Origin of the sequence: Acidisoma silvae, assembly GCF_020618775.1 — a bacterium.
Classification (GTDB): domain Bacteria; phylum Pseudomonadota; class Alphaproteobacteria; order Acetobacterales; family Acetobacteraceae; genus Acidisoma; species Acidisoma silvae.
Map to the genome: position 1 here is coordinate 1 of NZ_JAESVB010000034.1, position 17471 is coordinate 17471.

15 protein-coding genes and 1 pseudogene are annotated in these 17471 nt (G+C 56.7%); 6 read left to right on the top strand and 10 right to left on the bottom strand.

The features are described 5' to 3' along the window. The first annotated feature begins 431 nt into the window (after positions 1 to 431). The 5 genes from ASILVAE211_RS24805 to ASILVAE211_RS24825 all read left to right on the top strand — a co-directional run bounded on the left by ASILVAE211_RS24805 (position 432) and on the right by ASILVAE211_RS24825 (position 5039). Positions 432 to 632 (top strand): hypothetical protein, encoded by a 201-nt coding sequence (locus tag ASILVAE211_RS24805; RefSeq protein ID WP_227324051.1) that lies wholly within the window; start codon positions 432 to 434, stop codon positions 630 to 632. 723 nt (positions 633 to 1355) lie between these two features. Beyond that, the gene (locus tag ASILVAE211_RS24810) at positions 1356 to 1763 is read left to right on the top strand and encodes a response regulator (protein ID WP_227324052.1); all 408 of its coding nucleotides are present in this window, start codon (positions 1356 to 1358) and stop codon (positions 1761 to 1763) included. Between the two features lie 231 nt (positions 1764 to 1994). Further along, positions 1995 to 3245 (top strand): ISL3 family transposase, encoded by a 1251-nt coding sequence (locus ASILVAE211_RS24815; RefSeq protein ID WP_227324053.1) that lies wholly within the window; start codon positions 1995 to 1997, stop codon positions 3243 to 3245. Between the two features lie 307 nt (positions 3246 to 3552). Then, on the top strand, positions 3553 to 4161 hold the full coding sequence (locus ASILVAE211_RS24820) for a helix-turn-helix transcriptional regulator (protein ID WP_227324054.1): 609 nt from the start codon (positions 3553 to 3555) through the stop codon (positions 4159 to 4161). A 482-nt stretch (positions 4162 to 4643) separates the two neighbouring features. Further along, on the top strand, positions 4644 to 5039 hold the full coding sequence (locus tag ASILVAE211_RS24825; RefSeq protein WP_227324055.1) for a hypothetical protein: 396 nt from the start codon (positions 4644 to 4646) through the stop codon (positions 5037 to 5039). Positions 5040 to 5075: 36 nt separating this feature from the next. On the opposite strand, the gene ASILVAE211_RS24830 is transcribed toward ASILVAE211_RS24825, so the two are convergent. From ASILVAE211_RS24830 to tnpA, 8 genes are all read right to left on the bottom strand, one after another. Continuing rightward, positions 5076 to 5393 carry a response regulator gene (locus ASILVAE211_RS24830; protein WP_227324056.1) on the bottom strand — a complete coding sequence of 106 codons (318 nt, stop codon included), beginning with the start codon at positions 5391 to 5393 and terminating at the stop codon, positions 5076 to 5078. Positions 5394 to 5453: 60 nt separating this feature from the next. Continuing rightward, a complete protein-coding gene (locus ASILVAE211_RS24835) occupies positions 5454 to 8624 on the bottom strand; it encodes a CheR family methyltransferase (RefSeq protein WP_227324057.1) in 3171 nt (1056 codons plus the stop codon). Continuing rightward, positions 8617 to 8847, bottom strand: coding sequence for a type II toxin-antitoxin system ParD family antitoxin (locus ASILVAE211_RS24840; RefSeq protein ID WP_227324058.1), 231 nt, complete (start codon positions 8845 to 8847; stop codon positions 8617 to 8619). The genes ASILVAE211_RS24835 and ASILVAE211_RS24840 overlap by 8 nt, the downstream gene beginning before the upstream one ends. Before the next feature lie 202 nt (positions 8848 to 9049). Beyond that, positions 9050 to 9262 carry a response regulator transcription factor gene (locus ASILVAE211_RS24845; RefSeq protein WP_319799641.1) on the bottom strand — a complete coding sequence of 71 codons (213 nt, stop codon included), beginning with the start codon at positions 9260 to 9262 and terminating at the stop codon, positions 9050 to 9052. A 138-nt stretch (positions 9263 to 9400) separates the two neighbouring features. Next, complete coding sequence (locus tag ASILVAE211_RS24850) at positions 9401 to 9631, bottom strand: hypothetical protein (protein WP_227324059.1); 231 nt, start codon at positions 9629 to 9631, stop codon at positions 9401 to 9403. Between the two features lie 2 nt (positions 9632 to 9633). Continuing rightward, positions 9634 to 11312 (bottom strand): IS66 family transposase gene (gene tnpC / locus ASILVAE211_RS24855; RefSeq protein ID WP_227324060.1). Its coding sequence is split into 2 segments (ribosomal slippage): positions 9634 to 10652 and positions 10652 to 11312, totalling 1680 coding nucleotides; the frame shifts between segments, so codons are not numbered across the junction. 63 nt (positions 11313 to 11375) lie between these two features. Further along, a complete protein-coding gene (gene tnpB / locus ASILVAE211_RS24860) occupies positions 11376 to 11723 on the bottom strand; it encodes an IS66 family insertion sequence element accessory protein TnpB (protein ID WP_227324061.1) in 348 nt (115 codons plus the stop codon). After that, positions 11720 to 12067 (bottom strand): IS66-like element accessory protein TnpA, encoded by a 348-nt coding sequence (tnpA, locus tag ASILVAE211_RS24865; protein WP_227324062.1) that lies wholly within the window; start codon positions 12065 to 12067, stop codon positions 11720 to 11722. The genes tnpB and tnpA overlap by 4 nt, the downstream gene beginning before the upstream one ends. 140 nt (positions 12068 to 12207) lie before the next feature. Between tnpA and ASILVAE211_RS24870 the strand changes: the two genes are divergently transcribed. Beyond that, positions 12208 to 12396: a hypothetical protein gene (locus tag ASILVAE211_RS24870; protein ID WP_227324063.1), complete on the top strand. Its 189-nt coding sequence runs from the start codon at positions 12208 to 12210 to the stop codon at positions 12394 to 12396. A gap of 237 nt (positions 12397 to 12633) precedes the next feature. Here the strand turns inward: ASILVAE211_RS24870 and ASILVAE211_RS24875 are convergent, their stop codons facing one another. Beyond that, positions 12634 to 16722: an AIDA repeat-containing protein gene (locus ASILVAE211_RS24875; RefSeq protein ID WP_227324064.1), complete on the bottom strand. Its 4089-nt coding sequence runs from the start codon at positions 16720 to 16722 to the stop codon at positions 12634 to 12636. 348 nt (positions 16723 to 17070) lie between these two features. After that, a pseudogene (locus tag ASILVAE211_RS24880) lies at positions 17071 to 17471 on the bottom strand (hypothetical protein); the annotation flags it as partial.

Below are 17471 nucleotides of genomic sequence, written 5' to 3' on the forward strand. Positions count from 1 at the left end.
ACGGAGGAAGAAGCCAAATCTCTTCCGTTTTCCAAGGGCGAAATGTCTTGCTCATCAACAAAGAGAATCATCCATGACGCCTGATGTCGAGCGAATTTCGTCTATTACCGGGACACGCTCCTAGCCTATAATATCCGCCGAAAAGTTTTGCACCAGAGCCTGCCTGGATACTCCTCTATGCTGGTAGGAGCCCGCCACTTTTCTGAAGCAAGTCCAGGATAAAATCAGCACGCGATTAAATTGGCCAAGCGCGAGGATGATGGTTAGACGACAACGCCGAATGCTCTGTAAGAAAAGAAAATTGCACAGAAGAGTAATTTGGCCTAGTGTAATGGGACTAGGGAACGACACCGCGTGGCTATCCCTTTTCCGGCTCGCAAAGTGCGGGCTTGAGCGTGCTCTGCAATGCTCAAGGGAAAAATTGACAAACCATGCCAAATCAATCGTCTGTGCCGTTTTCGCGTTTGCGCGAAATGATCGTTTTCACGGAAGGCGTAAAGGCTTTCACCGCAGGATTGCAACGCAACGCCTGTCCATATGCAGGAAATGATCAACCTGCACATCTTGCGTGGCAAGATGGATGGATCGTTGCTGAAACTCGTTTTTCTCCTGATGGACACTCTCCTGTCTGATTGTATCGGGTCGACCTCATTATGAGGTTAAGCATGTTCCGAACGTTTGGGGAGAGTCTATCGTAATGAAATGTCCGGAAGCCTCATCTTCAAGTAGGTCAGCTAGAGCCATAATTTTTGTCGAAGGCCAAGATGCGTTCGACAATGGGATTGAACGCACAGGCAATCCCTACCGTGTCAATGAGCCGGTTGCGCGAGGAGCATGGGACGAAGGATGGCTTGCAGCTGCAGCAACAGGCAATTGAAATCGGATTACTGTAGTGGCTGCGCTGCGGCACTCGTACGCGAGCACGGCTTGGCTCTAATCATCGACGAGTAGCGGTGACGAGCCTAAATATGCTTTCTAAATCGTGGAGCTTCGCTCATAAGAAAAGTGTTACATCTTGGGCTAATTGACTGCAGAAGGCTTGTTTATCCTTGAGAAGGCTTTTTGTTTCCGCTTGATGCCCCCAGATGCTGAAGCAGGAGTCAAACCCTTGGCTCAGATCGTTCCTGAGAAGCGCTTCGTATGGCTGACACAGGTCGAGGGTCGAGGCGATCGGCAGGTGCTGGAAGCTATTCTGGTAGGGCACCGCAGTCGGATGTTCAGAAACTCTTCGATAATCGGGTAGGGGCTGGTCACAATACCGCCAAACCGTAACCCTCACGTGATATTGGGTTGATTCATGCCCAATCGACCGCTTTGTCTACAAGCAGACATAGCGAGCATTGCAGATCATGACGATGAAACGGCTTTTGTTCGTCGAAGACGAAGAAACCATCAGGTTTTTGGTGTCCGAATTCTTCCGCGATGAGGATTACGAAGTTACCGAGGCCGGAAATGCCGATGACGCAATGTGCTTCCTTCGCCGGTCCCCTACATTCGATATCTTGGTTACCGATGTCCAAATGCCCGGTAGCCGTGACGGTCTTGACGTCGTCGCTTATGCCCGAGCGATTTCGCCGAAAATTGCCATTGTGGTCGTGTCTGGCTACGCGGATCGTCTGTTTGAACGTCTAGCGGCGCTTAAACAGCCTTGCGAATTCCTGTCGAAACCCTTCAATTTGTCCGAGATGACGAATAGCATCGAGCGTGCGACCTCAGCGCGTGGTTTGGTCACAGCAACTAGTCACGGATTACTAATAAACTGAAACCCACAATTAAAACGGCTCATTTGAATTTCGAGTGGGTTGAGACTGCGGCGTTGGCCGGCTGAAGCGGAGCGCCCAACCATCCGTTTGTAGGATCGTAGAGACCATTCCCCTCCATCCCAAGCGACCTACCCGTGAGCAAGCCGGTGGTCGGAAGCCAAGGATGGCCATTGCGCAGCGGCGCGAAGCGCCCTTGATGGCCCAGTGCCGCCTTGCCATTCTGGGCGCTGGTTGGTCTCGGGAGGAGCGTGCACGGATGCAGACCAACTCTTTGAAGCGGCCCTGGGCGTTACGAAGCCGTGGTACGTCAGCGGCGTCGATTTCGACGCGGCTACGCAAACCTTGACGATCAGCGTCGATTTCGTTGCCGGGACACGGTTTGCTGTGGCTGACGAGGCAGGCGTGCATCCCGTCCACGACACCCAGATCAAATGCCTGCGGCACCTCAATTTCTTCCAACACGAATGCTACCTGGAAGTTCGGACGCCACGCGTGAAGTTGCCTGACGGGAGGGTCGTTCAATATCAACCCGACTGGTTTGGCAAACTCGCCGGGTTCACGCTGCTGTTCGAGGCGCTGGTGCTGGCCATGGCCCAACAGATGACCTTTGCCGCCGTGGCCAAGCTGGTCGGTGAATCCTGGCACCGCGTCCATGCGATCTGTTCGCGCTATGTCGATCTTGCTTTGGCCGAAGCCGATCTGTCGGAGGTGACCGCAGTAGCGATTGACGAAACGTCCTGCCGGCGTGGCCACAATTACCTGACCATCGCCGCCGATATGGGCGAACGCAAGGTGGTTTTCGTTACAGAGGGCAAAGACGCCGAAACGATCAACCGCTTCGCAGAATATCTGGCCGCGCACAAAGGCTCGCCCGACCAGGTCCGCTCGGTAAGCATCGACATGTCGCCGGCCTTCATCAAAGGCGTCACCAGGCACTTGCCCAATGCCCGCGTCACCTTCGACAAGTTCCACGTCGTTACCCACGCGTCGGCCGCTGTCGACCAGATGCGACGCCTTGAACAGCGCACCGACCCGAGCCTCAAAGGGCTGCGCTGGACACTGCTCAAGGAGCGCGCCCGCCTGACCGACGAAGGCAGAGCCGACCTCGACGCCCTGATCGCTCAGGCCGCCACAAAACGCACAGCCCGCGCATGGCTCTATCGCGAGCATTTGCGCGAAATCCTCGGCCGCAAGCAGAGCAACGTCGTCTCCGCCATGCTCAAGCAGTGGTGCGCCAACGTCCTGCGCTCCAAGGTCGCGCCGATGAAGGACGTCGCCACCATGATCCAAAAGCATTTCGACGGCATCGTCGCTTGGACACAGAGCCGCCAAACCAACGGCTTCATCGAAGCACTCAATGGCCTCTTCCAGGCCGCCAAACGCAAGGCCCGAGGCTACACGCGATTCGCGACTATGCGCACAGTCCTCTTCCTCATCGCAGGAAAACTCGACTTTACGCAGATCACCCCCCAGCCAGCCTAACCCACTCGAAATTCAAATGAGCCAAATTTTTTATATGATGCATAAATCGCTATCTAAGCGTATCGGATTTGATTACGGTCAATGAAATCTGCGAGTAAAACTTGCAGTTCGGGCTGCTTACTTAATGCTAGAGGGCTTTTCGCAGAGCGGGTCAATTCATCTGGCGCGTAGGCGACACTTTGGGAATTAAATAACAGTGGCCAACCGCTCTAATCTGCATGGCACAACCCAACCCAGCGGCGAGAAGGGGGCTGGCATTCTTCAGCGACCAGCTCGGCTTTTAAGTATCGCTCTCATAGACGATAACATGATGAGCCAGGAATGCCTTACGAAGGCGGCGTTTATGGTTCAGCCGCTTCTGGTTATAATTCCATATCGAGCAATCAATGAGCTTATGACGAGCGCTAGCGCGAGCTTTGACGTCATCGCTTTCGTCGCTCACGGCAGGGGTGAAGGCCTAGAGGAGTTTGCCCGAATTCGGCATCAATTTCCTGACCGCCCAATGGTCGTAATAACTGATGATTTGGCTATAGTTTCGCCGTCCCTTTTGCGAGACCTCCGCAGTCTATCTGCGACCATAATCGACGGGCAACACACTGCGTTACAAGAGCTTATCGATATATTTTATGAACTTCATTACGGACGACAGAGCGAGAGCATGCATCGCCTGCCGGAGAATTATCGTGACGCGGCAGATTTGGTTCAACGGAGCACCGATCTCGACACCTTCAGTTTCACGCCACGGGAGCGTAGTGTGTTGGCCCTTGTAAGCCTAGGAAAATCGAATAAAGAAATGGCAACAGTACTCAAGACGAGTATCAGCACAATCAAAATGCACGTTCGCAATATTATGACTAAGACTGGAGAGCATAATCGCGTGCAATTAGTGCTTCGTGCCCATAAACGTTTGCGTTGATAAATCGCTATACTGCCTCATACAAGTATATGGGTTTTGGGTGAGAACATTTTATTTCCCCCTTTTTGGTGTTATTTCTCGAATTTGGCGTGGTTGACTAATAAATTTGAGCTAGAAAGCGCTTCAGCGTTTGCGAAAGCTTGCGGAGATCCAGAAAAACGAAGGTTGACTTGCGGCCGTGATTTACGGTGATTGCTTTCCAGAAATCGGAACCTCGCTATCTAGCTCTGAGCGCGCTTAGCGACAGAACCTCATGGGCATAGTCTCATGACGGTAAATTTCTAAAAATAGTTAGTATCGGAGTTATAGGTAGAAATCTGGCATCCTGCTATGTCTGACTTAACTTTTTCATCTCACTAGTAACTGCAGGTATATCCATGCCTAGGGCTCAACTTGTCGCAAAGATCGATGACGTGCCGGCTGTGATTGAGTATTATCGCGCACAAGCGGAGGAAGCTCGGTCCTCACGCCTTAGGATCGTCATGGCAAGTGAGGTGGCTCTCGCTCGGTCACTTCGAATTTTGGCGCGGTTTGACGATACGCCGCCGCCGCATTTTGGCCAGCAGGTCATATCCAACCTCGTCAGTGCGTTGCCGCCAGGCGCATCGGATGGGAGTCCGGCAAGCGGGCGTAGCCTGAAAAAGGGCGATAAGACGATGTTCAATGACGATGGCTGGAGCTGTAAGGCGGTTGTCGTCGAAACTCTGTCCTCGACCCAGGCGACCATTCGAATCCTCGAAGGTCGGCTTGCGGGTGAGGAAATCGAGGCTTATTTCCCGAATGGAGCACTCGTGTCTCCGGAAAATTATTCCATTATGGTGCGCAGAGCGAAGACGAAGCTGCGTCTGGTTGGGGGAAACGCATTAGACGCTGACTAACTCTATCAAATGCGTTTTCAATGGCAGTTAGCCCGTTCAATTTCTTTCGATGGCTTGAGTAACTACCATTGCGATAAGCTCGTCCGGCCGAAAGGGTTTATTGCAGACGCGCCAGTCCGGCCGGTCAGGTGGCAGTGTGTCGGGCCCATATCCGGATAGAAAAAAGAACGGAATGCCTCGCGACGCCAGCATCTCGGCGACAGTATAGCTCTTCTCCCCGGCGACATTGATATCCAGAATCGCCAAATCGAAACTCAGTGTGCTAGCGGCTTCAAGAGCGGCCGGGATCCGATCGTAGGGACCCACGATTGTGCATGTGTTGTCGGTGAGAGTATCCTCGATCAGCAAGGACACAAGCATCTCGTCCTCCAGGACAAAGACGCGTAGGCCAGCGAGGCTTCCTGGGGTCGTCACCTAGATTGTTCCTGTCTCAGGAGATCCTGATGGTGACAGTCCCGGTAGTGGGGCGCGAAGCGACGCTCTCAGCCCTTTTGAATTAAACTCCAGTGTGACGTCCGCCGACATGTCCTGCTTAAGCCCACGTTTGATGAGCGTTGTGCCGAAGCCGACCGATACTGGCGCGGACACCATGGGGCCGTTTGATTCTATCCAATCCATGACGAGATAGGCGCCATTTTCAGACGGCTCAATCTTCCAGCCGACCTGAACGATACCCTGTGGCACAGACAGAGCCCCGTGCTTGACAGCGTTGGTCGTCAACTCATGGATGGCCATTCCAAGAGACAAGGCGGACCGAGGGTCGAGCCCAATATCAGGTCCGCCAAGCAGAACGGTATCTGAGCCGGATTCATCGAAAGGCCGAAGCTGTTCCAGCAGCAAAGACTTCAGCGAGACTGTCTTCCAGCCTCTGTCACTGAGCAAAGTATAGGCGGCCGAGAGGGCGTGAACGCGTCCAAAATACTTCTTTTCGAATTGCTCCAATGTGTCTGAACGCCGAAGCGTCTGCGACGCAAGCGAGATGACGATCGTCAGCATATTCTTGACACGGTGATTAAGCTCATCAACCAACAGACGTTGATGCTGCTCCGCCTGAACGACGCTAGTAACATCGACAAACGTGATAATAGTTCCGTCAATGACGCTATCAGTTTTGCGATAGGGTAAGATACGCATGAGGTAATGCGTTTTCTCATCCTCGCGTATCAGACGTCGCTCTAGCGGCTCTAACGTCTGCAAGACGTGGTTGCAGTCATCGCGCAACGTCGAATAGCGCAAGCGGGATGCGATGTCTGTCAATGGCCTGCCCTGATCACTCGGTATCAGATTGTAGAGGCTGGCGATGGCAGGGGTAAAACTGCGGATGACGAGGTAAGGATCGAGGAAAATCGTCGCTACCTGCGTGCTATCGAACAGGTTCTTGAGATCGCTACTGTGTTTGTCAAGTTCGTCGACTTTACTGGAAAGCTGCGTATTGACGGTCTGCAATTCCTCGTTGATGGATTGTATTTCTTCCTTTGAAGTTTCGAGCTCCTCGTTTGTCGATTGCAGCTCTTCGTTGACGGAATGGAGCTCCTCATTCGTACTTCTGAGCTCCTCGACCGCCGTCTCATGTTCTTCCGTGACAGATTGCAATTGCTCGCGTGTGTCCCGCAATTCGAGCTCTAGCTGGCTATCAGTATTCATCGCGGGAACCGCGTGGCCAATGTTCGGACCTTCGGCCGTAGCAAGGTCCGGATTGTCTACAAAAACTATAAGATACAAAGTCTCCATACCGGTCTCCCGGCGTGGCTCGACTAACAGATTGATGCGGTGGCTGCGACCGTCAGCGCCCTGGACTAAAATGCCGATCCGCTCGATGCTTCGACCTTGTTCAGACGCCTGTGTCAGAGCGTCGCGTAGCGGCGCTCGCAGACCCGTTCTCGCCATCGCTAGGACATTCAAATTGGGTGTCCCAGGACTAAAATCGAGGTAACGGCTGAGATTAGCCGAATAGTGCAGAGCCTCCGCTTCCAAAGTCACGATGACAAACGGAGGAGCGAAGCGGTCTAAAACGCGTGTATGTGCCCAGGCACTGACTTTGGAGATGTTATATTTGGGCGGAAGTCGAGACACTGGGCTGCCATCCGTTGCTATGCGAGGGTCACGTAATTCACTGCGTCCCATTACCCGTAAGGGAGGGCTTGGAACGTCACGCTTTTGAAAGATACGATGAGCACGATCCACGGTCGCGAAGAGAGTTTCGTGCCGACTGATCGTCTCAGAACTACCAAGAAACAGAATGCCGTCCCGCGCGAGCGAATAGTGAAAGGCTGGAAAAACGACGCCTTGAAGATCCATGTCGAGATAAATGAGAAGGTTGCGGCAGGATAGTAGATTAATGCGCGAAAACGGTGGATCACGCGTCAGGCTATGAGCCGAGAAAGTACACATCTCGCGAACTGGCTTTGCGACCGTATAGCTTCCGTCGATGCCTTGGACAAAATATCGCGACAGACGGTTTGGAGACAGACCTTGCAGGCGTGCGATTGGATAGCGCCCCAGTCGGGCGACAGCGATCGCTGCCTCGTCAATGTCGGTCGCAAATATCTGCACTTTGGGTGCTTCACCGACAGTTTTGTCCAAATGCTCCCGCACGAGGATCGCAAGTGAATAGGCCTCTTCACCCGTGGCACAGCCTGCTATCCAGATGCGGACGGTCGTCTCCGATGATTTGTTGTCAAAGAGCTGAGGGATAATTTTCCGCCCCAAGACCTCAAAACTATCCTCATCTCGAAAAAAGCGGGTGACCCCAATCAATAGATCCTGGAACAGCAAAACCGCTTGCTCCGGATCGGTTTCCAGTCGCCGGATAAAGTCACCCAATGACGTGAGGTTCAGAACCTGCATTCGGCGTAGCACCCGGCGTAGAAACGTCTTTTCTTTGTAACTGCTAAAATCATGGCCGACACTTCGCAACAGGATCGCGCAAATTGCCAATCGAGCAGCGTCTGCCGTCTGTGGTGACGCCGGGTTCAACGGCGTCTTTATTTTGAGAGCGCTTGCGATTGACATGATACGACGCGGCATCGCCTCGGCGGACGTGACGATATCCACAGCTCGCGCTGCAATGGCACTATGCGGCATGCCATCATGCAATGGCTTTTCTCCATTGGCGCCGCCTTGGGCCAAGGTCAGGCCGCCAGCGGCCTTGATCGCCTTAAGACCGATGGCGCCGTCGCTACCGGTGCCGGATAGAATGACACCGACCGCATCCTCGCCGAGTTCGCTGGCGAGCGAGCCGAACAGAAGATCGATCGGATTGAAGTCGCGCGGCAGAGCTGGATCAACAGGGTCGCGGTGCAAACGGCCCGCGCGGTAGGTCATAGCCATGCCCGACGGCGGAATGTAGACGGTATTCGCCTGAAGAACGCATCCCTCGCCAGCCTCAAGCACTGGCATGGGCGTCCAGCGACCGATCAGATCGGGCAGAACGCCCTTTCTGCCGGAGGGCAGGTGCAGCATCACAATAAGAGCGAAGCCACTGTCCGCCGGCATGGTCTGGAAAAAAGCTTGGAAAGCCTGAATACCGCCTGCAGACGCGCCAATGGCAATCACGGGCACGGGTTGGTCAGCAGGGTCAGCCACGAACGGTGCGGCCGCGCGGCTTAGAACCCAACTCTATCGGGGATTGCTTCCGGACCACGCGGGCGATCGGCGTCATCGGCGCGTTTTCTTCCCGCTGTAGGAGGCGCAAACCTGCTCGCAGCACTTCTGACGCGGTCTGATACCGCCCCGTGCCGACCAAAGCGTCGACATAGGCCATAAGTTGAGGGGTCAGTGAGACGTTCAAGGAGGCTTTTGGAGACATGCAAAAGGCTAGCCCGGCCCCCAACGGGTGTCAAAACCTGTTCTGCCTCTCTTTAATCACTTTGTCGACGGCTTCACGTAAAAACCCGGAGCCAATCGTTTGGCCTTAAGCCAGAGGAGCTGCCGAATGTCTAAAACTCACCGCTAGTGCGAAGATAAATACATCATGCGCCCATGGGTTCTAAACGCCTCATCAATTATGTTTAACCCGCTACAAACACAGCATGAGTGCGATTAGTGGCGCCCAGGTTTTGCATAATATTTCGTACGTGCACTTTGACCGTCGACTCGCTCATGCCAAGCTCATAAGCAATTGTCTTGTTTGGCTTGCCTTGTTTGATACAGGCAAATACTTCGGATTGCCTTCTAGTGAGAGTTCCGTTTTGGGCGCAGATTCGGGTGCTCGCGGTGGAGATGCGTCATCCATGAGCAAAGAAGGTGGGAAATAAACTCCACCATTAAGCACAAACATCACGATCGAGCGGAGCATCAACAAGCCCGTCTCTGCGGTCGAAAAAACGTAGCCATTCGGCGCGGGCCGCAGGCGTGGATGGTTACTCGAATAGGCTTGGGTTTTCGCGGTGCATTTCGAGAAGGTTTTTGAGCTCTTCAACGCTCTCCTCGGTGAAGGCCTTGATGGCGTCCTCGCCGAAGCCGTAAACCCAGATGACACCATCTTCAGTGTCCAGGCCCATGGAAATCTCCTGCAAAAGATCTTCGTCGACGCCGAGTTCCTGGGCGACGGCTGCGATGACGGTGACAGCGTGAACCTTGTTGCGCTGCATATTCAGGCGGCGGCCGCGAGGGATGCCTCTTTGCGCGAGGCCTTCCAATGCCAAGGAAGCAGATCGTTGATACGGGAAGCTGGGTGGGCTGCAATGCGGCCGAGCACATCAGTGAGCCAGGCGTGAGGATCGACGCCGTTCATCTTGCAGGTGACGATCAAGCTATACACGGCAGCCGCGCGCTGCCCACCGCGATTGGATCCGCAGAAAAGCCAGGAGCGGCGTCCAAGGGCGATGCCTCTGAGCGCTCGCTCGGCGGCATTGTTGGACAGGCAAACACGGCCATCATCGAGGAATAACGTGAACGCGGACCAGCGCTTCAGCATGTAGTTGATGGCTTTGTAGAGGTCGTGGGTGTGGGGAAAATCATTCCGCTTCTCCTCGAGATAGACGTGGAGCGCCTCGACAATCGGAAAGCTTCGCTCCTGGCGTAGCGCGCGACGATTCTCGGAGCTTTGTCCGTTGATCTCTCGCTCGATCTCGAAAAGAGCATCGATCCGGCGGACGACCTCAAGGGCCATGGGCGATACCACGACAGGCTTCTTGCCCTTCGCCCGGCGCCGGGCGGTCTCCTGGAGATCCGCATGGATGAAGAACGGGCGGCGGGCATGGCTCCAACACCCAGCCTCTTGGATCTGCCCGGGTTTGCGGTCTGGCGCATAGAGCTTGCCATAGCCTGGGAATGCATCAGCCTGGAAAATGCCTGACCACTTGGCAAGATGAGCCTGCGGGTGATCGCCGGTTCGATCCCTCGAATAGTAGAATATTGCTGCCGGTGGACTGGACCCGCCGAAGGGTTTGTCGTCGGCAACGTATACCCAACATCGGGCGATATCGGTCTTGCCTGCGGCGAGGACAGGGACCGTGGTATCATCGCCGTGGAGCCGCTCGGCCAAGAAGACGTGGTGTTCCAGTGCAGTCAAAATAGGACTGAGGGCATGACAGGCCGCGCCCACGGCGTCCGCCATGGTCGATAGCGGAATTGGCACGGCTTCCAAGGCGTAGCGTTCACAGAGCCGGTCAGGGGTTGGTGGGCGCCGAACTTCTCATAAAGGATCATGGCCAGAAGGCTGGGGCCCGCCCATCCTCTGGGAATGACATGGAACGGTGCGGGTGTCTGGCTGACCTTCTCGCAATCGCGACACGTGAACTTCTCCCGCACGGTCTCGACGACCTTCCATTGGCGGGGAATGGCTTCCAGCGTACGGGTCACATCCTCGCCGAGCTTGCGGAGCCGGTCCCCACCGCAGCACCCGCAGGCTATCGGCGGATCGATCACCACGCGCTCCCTGGGCAGGTTGTCGGGAAAGGTGGCCCGCACCTCAGGGCGTTTGCGCACGAACCCTGGCACGGTCGTGCTTTTGGCGACAGCAAGCTCCGCCGCGATCTCATCCTCGGTGGCGGTTGCCTCCAGTTCTTCGAGCGCGAATTCCATCTGATCTTGAAGCTGAGCCGTTCGCTCCTTGCGAGGTCCGTAGAGCTGACGCTCCAGCTTGGCGATTCTCAGCGCTTGATGTGCGATCAGGGCCTTATCGTCGGAGGTCATGGCCTTGGCCACCGCCAGCTCGGCTGCGGTATCGAGATGCTTCTGCTCTGCGGCCAATGCCTGGGCGCGGGCTGCCGTCAGCGCTTGCCTCAGCGCCGCGATGTCCCCCGGACCGTCGTTGAACCCAGCATCCATGGGCCTAATAAAAGCATATCTCCGGGTGCTTGTGTACCGCGAACCAGGGGGTGCGAAGGATTTTTAACCAGCAGATTTTGGGCGCCAGCTTTGCTGGGGATTACGCCAGTCTATGCCTTCCAAAAGACAGGAAGCCTGCGATGTGGTCAGCGAAATTACGCCATCGGATGCCGTCGGCCAGATGAAACGCCCCCGATCCAGCCGTTTTGTATAAAGCGATGTGCCGAGGCCATCGTGCCACAAGCATTTGATGAGCGAACCGCTGCGGCCGCGGAAAAAGAAGACGTCACCGGCAAACGGGTCCCGTTTGAAATGTTCCTGCACCAGCAGCGAAAGACCCGGCATGCCTTTGCGCATATCGGCATGCCCACTCGCGATCCAAATTCGAACGCCACCCGGGACCGGAATCATCGCAGCGCACTCAACGCGGCCGCAACCAAACTGGGCGGCGCTGATGCCGATATCGCCACTTTGATCCCGCCGGACAATTCGATCACCATCGCAGGACAGACATCACCCTCATTCTGGCCCGAGCCCCCCTCGCCAATAACCGCTTCCACAAAGGCCGGAGGCATCGCGTCGCCACGGAGCTTGTCCCGCCATTGATAAATCAGGCTTGTCGAGATGTCGTTCCGGCGAGCAACGGCCGCCACACAGGCGCCTGACGAAAACGCCTCCGTCAAAATGCGGGACCGATCCTCCTCGCTCCATCGCCGCCGCCGCTCACGGCCGCTGAAAACCGTCACCTGGCTCATCCACCATCCTTATGCGCACTCATAAGGACGACCTTAAGCGCGCTCGATCATGCCAACGCCAGGCGGCCACCGGCGGAGGGATACCAGGCGCCTGTTCGGCCTGCCGTCAGAATTCGGCGTCTTTTCGTCACGTGTGGGAGATGACAATCAGTAAGGTTTCGATCGGCGGCGCAGGTCGTGTCGTATTCAACATGACGGAGGGTTTAGATATGCATGGCGCATCAATCTGCAGCGGCACGACGCCGCCCGGGCAAGCGCCTTTCGATGATAATGCCAACATCTACAACTATGTCCCGATGATCTTGCAACTGGATCAGAGCGGTTTTTAACGGCGGATCTTGCGATTTCCGGTGTCACAATGGCGCGGGACACGCGCCTCACGGCGTTCGACGCGGCAGTGGATCATGCCGAAGCGCATTTGTCCGCGCGAACGAAGCACAGGAAACGAGTTAGGTCCCGCAAATTCGTCAGGAACAAAAGGAAAAGCCGTAGAGTTTCATCCTCTTTCCAACGCGATTACAATTATTTCGAAAGGCACTCTAAGCCGCAGCGGCCGATCGTCGGACTTATGCGACGCTCGGTGCCCGCCATGCGGTCAGTCGAGCATTCAGCTTCGCGTGCACAGCGGCCGGGACCTGCCGGTAGGATTGCGCCCGCGGCAGCGGCATCTCGGCAATGGGCACCGCGCCAAGGGCTACCGCATGATCAGCCCAATTATCGAAAGGATGCCGGTCGACATTGTCTACAAAACTTTCCACGGCCGTGTTTTCGGCAAGGATCAGGGTGTGTTCGTCCAGTTCCACGTGGTGGTAGGTGAATGTCTCGGGCACCCGAGTTTCCCGCAAGATCGAAATGCCGTTCACAAGCGCGCCTGCCTGAATCAGAATGCCGTCCACAAAAAGTGCATGGTCGGGCGAGACGAGGAGATCCCGCATCGGCACGCCGTCCGTCAATGCACCCGCGCGGATGCGGATGGGCAGAACCCGCAGGGGGTCTGCAAAGCGGGTGGAGACAGTGTTGCGCCCCATCCAGCGCACTGGCAAAGCCCTGCCGTCCGCCGCCATCACCAGATCGCCCGCTGCCAGGTCGTCCACCAGCGCCTCTCCATTTGGCGTCCGGATGCGCGTGCCGGGGTAAAAGCAGACCGCAGTGAGCTGAACGCCGCCGTGCTGATCCGCGGTCGCCTGGAAAGTGTCGGCCGATGCACCGGCGACGTCGAGCTGATAGCTCGACCCGCCAATGCTGACCGTGACAAAATCCCCGTTTGTAGCAACCGCCACGCCGCCCGACGTATAGGTAAGAAAAGCAAGGTCGATGCTATCGCCTGACCCGAAGCCGGAGATCACGGCCGAAGTCGACGGCATCGCCGTTGCGTCATCTATTTTTAGGACCCCGCCGCTGATGAATGTTATGGCGCTCTGCACCGTACCGCTGGATACAACCTCCAGCACACCACCGTTGATGATGCCAGACCGCTCCGTCCCGCCGGAGGAGACGACAATGCTACCGCCCGTGCTCACCGTCTCACTGGTGCCAAGAGCGTTATAGATCAAAACTTCGCTGCCGCCACTTTGCACCTGTGTTGCGCTGGCGTAGCCCGCGTAAAGCAGGCTGCCGGATATTATTTCGGTGCCCCCATTGGAAACGGTTGTATTGCTCGCTAGGCCGCTATTCCTAACGACCTCGATGCCGCCAGACAGAACTGTGCCGATCGTCACGCCCACAAAAGCGACCTGAGTGCCGCCGCTTAAAACAATTGTGTCATTGGCAGTACCGCCGCTGCCAGCCGACTCAACGCCGCCGCTGCTTACAATTGTGCCATAGCTAAAACCGCCTATGCCAACAACCTGCGTGCCACCGGAGAGCAGGGTTCCGGATGCAACCGTTGATCCCAAGTTAATGGCAGCGTTGCCGACGACTTCGGTCCCACCACTCATAACAATCGTACCGATGGTCGTCGCGCTGTATAATTCCCAGAGAAACGCGCCGCTGCTGACGATGGTTCCGACCGCACTGGTCTGACCATTCGCGGCAATGCCGGACATCCAAAAGGCTCCGCCCGACTGAAGGATCGTGCCGGAAGCGAGGCCCGCGGATGCGATAATTTCACTAGCGCCCGAATTGACGATTGTCGCGACGCTAGTACCGCCGCTCAAAATCTGGCTGCCACCAGAGTTAACGACGGAATCGCTAGCGAAACCGCCCTGGGCGACCCACTGCTTGCCGCTACTGGTCAGGACAGCGTTAATGGCGGTTCCCGCGACTATCTCCGTGCCGCCGCTTGAGATCGTCGTACTGATGGCAAAACCGCCAGAAGAGAGGTAATCGGTGCCGCCTGAAGAGACTGTGGTGAACAGGCCTGTGGCGCCGGATGAAACGAGTTCCGTGCCACCAGAACTTAGCAGAGTATTGCTCAATACTGCGCCAGTTTGAGCGATAACGGAGGCTTTGGCACCGATGGCGGTGGCGCCGCTCACCACCGCGCCGTCGGAGACGATGAGATAGCCCGTACCGCCGGAGACAAGGGTAAACAGGCTCGTGCCACCCGACTGCACTTGTTCTGTGCCGCCGCTACTGATCGTGACGTTGAGACTGGTGCCACCACTTGCGACGAGCAGGTTGCCGCCATTGGCGAAGCGCGCAGCCTCGACGAAGGAAGCGGAAGTGGCGACCATTGTGCCGGCGCTGCTGACCACACCGCCGATGATGTCGATGCTCGCGCCTGCTTCGATCATCTGTCCGGACACAGTCGTCGCGGAATCCTCCAAGAAACTCGAGACAATGCCAGCCGTCAGCGTTCCGCCCGAGAAAGCGATAGCGCCGCCCGAGACAACGGTCGTGTTGCTGACGCTGCCGCTTGAATAGACCAGCGCCGTGCCGCCCGATGAGACCGTGACGCCGGAAGCACTCCCGCCAGAAGAAACAATTAGGCTGCCCCCCGCGCTAACGGTGTCGTCGAGGGCGGTGCCGTGCGATAGGACGGTGATGACACCGCCCGAGAGTGTCGCTGCGGCAGCGATTCCGCTGGAAGAAACTGTCTCTCTGCCGCCCGCATAGACCTGCTCACCCTGATCCCGGGCGGCGACCAGCAACTCCGACCCACCGGAGGAGACGAGCGTGCCAGAGGCAGAGCCGCTGGAGACAAGCTGATAGCCCCCGGCGCTGACTACCGTGCCGCTGGCAAGGCCGCTGGAATAAACCAACGCGGTGCCACCCGACGTGAGCATCGTATCGCTCGACACGCCACCGGACGAGACGATTTCGAAACCGCCCGCGCTAACCTGGGTGGCGATGCTGGTGCCGGCAGACAGCGTCTCGGTGCCCCCGCTTGAAACGATGGTGCTGCTAGTCAAGCCCGCCGTATAGACATTCTGCACAGCATTGCTGCCGACGACGGTGCCGCTGGCGCCGTCACCCTGATAGACGCGCTGTTGGCCGCTGCTGAGTAACTGCGTGCCGATGGTGCGGCCGACGGCCTGTTCCGTGCCGCCACTCGACACGATGGAGCCGACGGCCGTGCCACCCGAGGAAATGTATTCTGTGCCCCCGCTGAACAATTGCGTTTGCAGCGAGGTTCCGCCGGATGAAACAAACTCTGTTCCACCGCCTCGGGCAAAGGTACTAATCAGCGTGCCGCCGCTGCTGGCCACGATAATCGCGTCTGCTCCGACATGCGCGCTTGCGGTGGCGCCAATCGATGTGCCGCCACTGGAGACCAGGAGATATTCTTCAGAACTGATGTTATTGCCCGAGACGAGCGTGAATTGCGCAGTCCCGCCTGCGACCACGCGCTCCGTCCCGCCGCTGCTGATAAGAGCGTTCAAACTGTCGCCGCCGCTGGAAACAACCAGCGTGCCTCCATCGGCCACAAAGATCGACTGCCCGACCGCTCCCGAAGAGACGATCAGCGTGCCGGCGCTGCTGACCAGCACTCCTACCAGATCGATTGCTGCCCCGGATTGCAGTGTTTGTCCGGAAACCGTGACCGCACTTTCCACCGTGTAGGCGGTCATCACACCGCTCGTTAGCTTGCCGCTGTAGAAAGCGGCAGCTCCACCAGAGGAAATGATGGTGCCGGTCGTGGCATTTCCGCCCGAATAGACGAAAATGGTACCGCCGGAACCCACCAGCGTGTCAAGCGCAACGCCATTTGACGTAACGTAGAGCGTGCCGCCAGAGGAGACAATTGTGTCGTCAGCCGTGCCACCGCTGGAGGCGATTTGCATGCCGCCCATGCTGACCGTGCTGCTACTGGTAAGACCGCCAGAAGCGATCACATCAGTGCCACCGCTTCTGATCTGGCCGGAAAGTCCAAAGCCGCCCGCGCTCACGATTTCCAGGCCACCCGAGCTGATGACATCAACCTCGCTGGTGCCACCGGAAGAGATGATGGCCGTCCCGCCAGCATAGACTGTCGAGGCCTCGTTCAGTCCTCCCGATGAGACATAGGCTATCGCGCTGCTGGTAACGGAGGCCGATAGACTGATCCCGCCAGACAGTATAATTTCCGAGCCTGAAAGCGCATTTCCGGCATAATAACCTACGGTGACATTGGCGTAGGTCAGCGTCCCGCCGTTATAAATGATGAACGAGCGCCCGGCGCCGTAAATGGTGCCTGCATACGTGTAGGACGTGACACTTACGACATTGGACATGCGCTGCGAACCTCATATGCGACCGGACCTTTGTCATATCATTGCAGGGGTGTCCATTCCACGTGCGCAGTACATTGCGTGGCTCGCGCTTATGCGGATTTTTGGCGTCCAGCATGTGGCTAAAATGCCACCTTCGGAACAAATCCGAACCGGACTTATTCCGTGAAGCCAGTAGGTCCGATGGCAGGCCGCGCGGCGAGGGTAACCTACCATCTCAATGTCGCTTGACCGTCTGCTTATCAAGCTTGACAGAATTTTCCTGGCCAGCCGTCAAGGTCAGTCTAAAAGGAGCATTTAAGTTAGATATACTATGTTGTCACTGGTTAGAAATGTCCGGATTTCTGCCGATTAGGAATGTCCGTTTGGCTGTTTTGGGCCAGGACGAGCCGAAGGCGACGTCATGCCAAAAACAGCCGGGATCTTACTTTTAGGGCGCCGCGACGCGGTCTCAGCAGGCGACTTGCGGTAAGGAGAATCAGGCCCACGTCCCGGCTTCCGGCCGGTCGAGACATAGCCTTCCTTCTCACTGCTGGTTTTGACCTTCGGTGCCGGCAACGGGCGAGCCTGGAGCGTCCGTGCGATCGCCAAAGCCTCGGTCAGCCTCTTATTCTCGACCACAGAGGCGTGGATGACGCGCTGATCCTTCTCGAACACGCGGTAGGGCAGCGGCTGACCCTGCCAACGCAACTCAACGAGGCCATCGCCAAAATCGAAAACTTCAACGTATTTCCCGGCCAGCCCTTCGGTCA